Source organism: Mucilaginibacter sp. P4_G9 (assembly GCF_056400985.1).
Genome location: NZ_JBFUKF010000485.1, coordinates 1 through 3,443 on the forward strand (window position 1 = coordinate 1; position 3,443 = coordinate 3,443).

The following is a 3,443-nucleotide window of genomic DNA, read 5'->3' on the forward strand; positions in this document are numbered from 1 at the left end:
AAACGGCATAATTGCCGCAAAAGTTGAATTTTGATTCCGTAGCTCAGCTGGTAGAGCATAACACTTTTAATGTTGGGGTCCTGGGTTCGAATCCCAGCGGGATCACGAAAAGCCTTTGAAAGAAGGCTTTTCTTATTTAAAACCATAATTGAATCTCTTTAGAACAGAAACGGCATAATTGCCGCAAAAGTTGAATTTTGATTCCGTAGCTCAGCTGGTAGAGCATAACACTTTTAATGTTGGGGTCCTGGGTTCGAATCCCAGCGGGATCACGAAAGGCGCAAGAGATTGCGCCTTTTTGCGTTAAAAGGTATTGGATTTTCACCGCACCATTTGTTGATGAATTCGTTTTCTAAAAAGGCCTTAATAGCTATTGTTATCACGTAAAGGTGTTACAGTTGTGATTAAGTATTAGATGCAATACAGGCCTAGGCTGTGCGGGTGATAACACCGACCAGAGGCTAAAAAGTGCGGGCAGAATTATCTACAATCTGTTGATTTAAGTATTGCAAGAATCAATTTAAATGCTTAGCTTTAAGTGTCTTAAACCAATGTAACTTATCTTTTCTTTATTGACAAATGTAAATGTTTATTTATGAAAAAGGTTTTGTACTTGCTCTGTTTCCTTATTGCACTTATGGTTACTAATACCGCCTCGTCACAAGGATTCTTAAAGAAGCTCAAAGACAAGGTGAATAAAGCAGTAAATAAGGAAGTAGACAAAAAGGCCGGCATTCCTCCTGAAACCGGATCAGGCAATAGTAACTCCGGCTCTTCCGGCAGGCCCTCCAATAAAGGCGGTGGCGGATTAAGTAATACTGCCCCCCCTGATGTAAAAGCTCAAATGGCAGAAGCTGAAACGGCCCATGCGGCTAAGAATTACAGCGATGTCCGGTATTCGTTACAGCAGGCGCTCATGGGTGTAGAGATTCAATTGGGTCGACAGATTCTCAAATCTTTACCCACTTCGGTAGTCGCTTTAAACGTAGATACACTACAAGACATAGTAATGAGTACTCAATGGGGCTGGAGTAACCTGAATATTCACCGGGTGTGGAAAAATAACGCCGATAAACAGTTGACAATTACTGTTGGAAATGCAGGAATCTATGCAGGTTTAGCTGCTTTATATTTTTCAAATGCCGGTATGATCGAAGCCAATGGCGCTAAACAAAATTTTAAACAGGTGAGGGTCAAAGGCAACAAAGCAATCATTCAATACGAAGACAGTAAGGGATATACACTAATAGTATCCATTGGCCAAAGTTCCATGATTGTTTGGGAATGTATCAACTTTGCCAACGAGCAGGAAGTGATGACTGCCGCTAATACTTTTGATATTGACGGAATAAAAAAGATGCTTGGGGAACAATAATTTTAATCTCAACAAAAAAATTTATGAAGGCTTTTATAACATTAATCGCAGTCATCGCCTTTATAAGTACTGGCGTTGCACAAAATTTCACTAAAGCAATGACCACTGCTAAAACTGCCTACGGTGCAGGCAAACTGGAAGAAACACATTTTGCTCTGCAGCAAGCCATGCAGGAAGTTGACCTGATAATTGGTAAGGAAGTGCTAAAATTGTTGCCACCTAAAATGGATGCAATGGAAGTCATTGCAAAGGAAGATAATGTTGCTTCCAATATTGGTTACGTAGGAGCTACTATACACCGCTCTTATGAGAAAGGCGTCAGGAAAGCTGATATTTCTATCATCAGTAATTCCCCATTGGTTGCTATGACGAATACGGTATTAAATACACCTCTTTTAGGTGGAATGATGAATGATGGTAAGACCAAAACTGTAAAAGTCCAGGGTTATAAAGCAAGGCTTGAAAAACAGACAGGTAGCACAAATGACAAAAATGATTACGAGTTACAGATACCTTTGGGAAGTGCTTTAATTACTTTTAAAGTAGATGATTGTACAGATACACAAATACTGGAATTTGCAGAAACAATTCCATTGCAAAAGATAGCTAAACTGATCCAATAACTGGTGTCCTATTTGACCGGTGCTCCAGTTGGTTTTTTCACCCCATAGATGATCATTTTTTTGACTTTACCGTTGAACAGTTCGTAGATATCGCAATAATACATATCAAATACCTTTCCGTCACGGTTCTGGCATTGCACTTCACTGCTCACTGATGCCTGGTCTCCGTCAATCAAAAAATGATCCTGAGTGCAGGTGATCACTTTAATTTCCGGGTTGACGCAATACAAGCCTTGAACTGGTCAGCCTGAAAACACCGACCAGGGGCTAAATCCAGCAGGAAATCAAAAGACATGGGCTTTTTCATGGCTCAGGAATTAATGCTATTTTCCAATGAATATGTAATATATAGCTTACCTKAATGAAAAACAAAGGGCTTTTCATGTAGTTTGAATACCTGGCAGCGAGTGAAATATTGTCGCAATACACCCTCTAAAATGGCCTGAATGGCACTAACCGGGACGAAAAAAAACATTTAATTTTGAGGTAGTTAAATAATTTGATCAAAACAATTAGCGCTTACGATCTTTAACAATATATAACATCAAAACCATTTACCTATGTTACCCATCAAACCACACCTCTGGTTCGACCAGGAAGCAAAACAAGCAGCTGAATTCTATGCAACCTTAATGCCCGGCTCGGCTGTTAATTATGTAAATCATTTTCCAATGCCTGGCGGCGGCGAATGCGAAGTAGTTGAATTTACCGTTGCCGGCCAGCCGTTCCTGGGTATTAGTTCAGAGCACAAGCTTGGGATCAATCCATCCATTTCCTTCATGATCAACTTCGACCCCTCGCGTGACCCGGATGCCGCGAAGCACATCGACGCGGTTTGGAGCAAGCTGATTGAAAACGGAAAAGTACTGATGCCGCTGGATAACTATCCTTTTAGTGAGCGCTATGGCTGGGTAGCCGATAAATACGGCGTATCCTGGCAACTCATCCTGACTAACCCGTCCGGCGAGGAAAGGCCCGCCATCGTTCCGTCGCTACTGTTCACCCAACCGGTGGCCGGTAAAGCCGATGAAGCCATCGCGTTTTACTGCTCGGTATTTAAAGACAGCAAACGCGGTACCACCGCCCCACGCCCGGAGGATATGGGGCCGGATAAGGCAGGCACACTTATGTTCGCTGATTTTTACATCGATAAAACCTGGCTGGCCGCTATGGATAGCGCGCATCAGCACGGATTCGGTTTTAACGACGCGGTGTCGCTATTGATCCCATGTGAAACCCRGGAAGAAATTGACTATTACTGGTCGGCACTTTCGACTGATGGCGAAGCCGGCCAATGYGGCTGGCTGAAGGACAAATACGGCGTATCCTGGCAGGTGGCCTCCACCGTCATGTTAGATGCGCTCAGGAACGGCAGCCCTGAACAGATAGCGCGCATTACGCAAATTTTTATGACAATGAAGAAAGTTGACATCGAAACCCTGCAG

Annotated in this window: 3 protein-coding genes and 2 tRNA genes; all 5 read left to right on the forward strand. The window is 42.8% G+C overall.

The features are described from left to right. The first annotated feature begins 32 nt into the window (after positions 1-32). A tRNA-Lys gene (locus AC1DPZ_RS24170) sits at positions 33-105 on the forward strand. Positions 106-199: 94 nt separating this feature from the next. Then, positions 200-272: transfer RNA gene (locus tag AC1DPZ_RS24175), tRNA-Lys, on the forward strand. 323 nt (positions 273-595) lie between these two features. Then, complete coding sequence (locus AC1DPZ_RS24180) at positions 596-1,375, forward strand: hypothetical protein (RefSeq protein WP_477408291.1); 780 nt, start codon at positions 596-598, stop codon at positions 1,373-1,375. Between the two features lie 23 nt (positions 1,376-1,398). Further along, complete coding sequence (locus tag AC1DPZ_RS24185; RefSeq protein WP_477408293.1) at positions 1,399-1,998, forward strand: hypothetical protein; 600 nt, start codon at positions 1,399-1,401, stop codon at positions 1,996-1,998. Positions 1,999-2,558: 560 nt separating this feature from the next. After that, the coding region (locus AC1DPZ_RS24190) for a VOC family protein (RefSeq protein ID WP_477408295.1) at positions 2,559-3,443 on the forward strand (885 nt) is incomplete at its 3' end.

Bases quoted from the DNA above. Each gene is read 5' to 3' on its own strand.
- AC1DPZ_RS24180 (WP_477408291.1), top strand. From the start codon at position 596: ATGAAAAAGGTTTTGTACTTGCTCTGTTTCCTTATTGCACTTATGGTT.
- AC1DPZ_RS24185 (WP_477408293.1), top strand. From the start codon at position 1,399: ATGAAGGCTTTTATAACATTAATCGCAGTCATCGCCTTTATAAGTACT.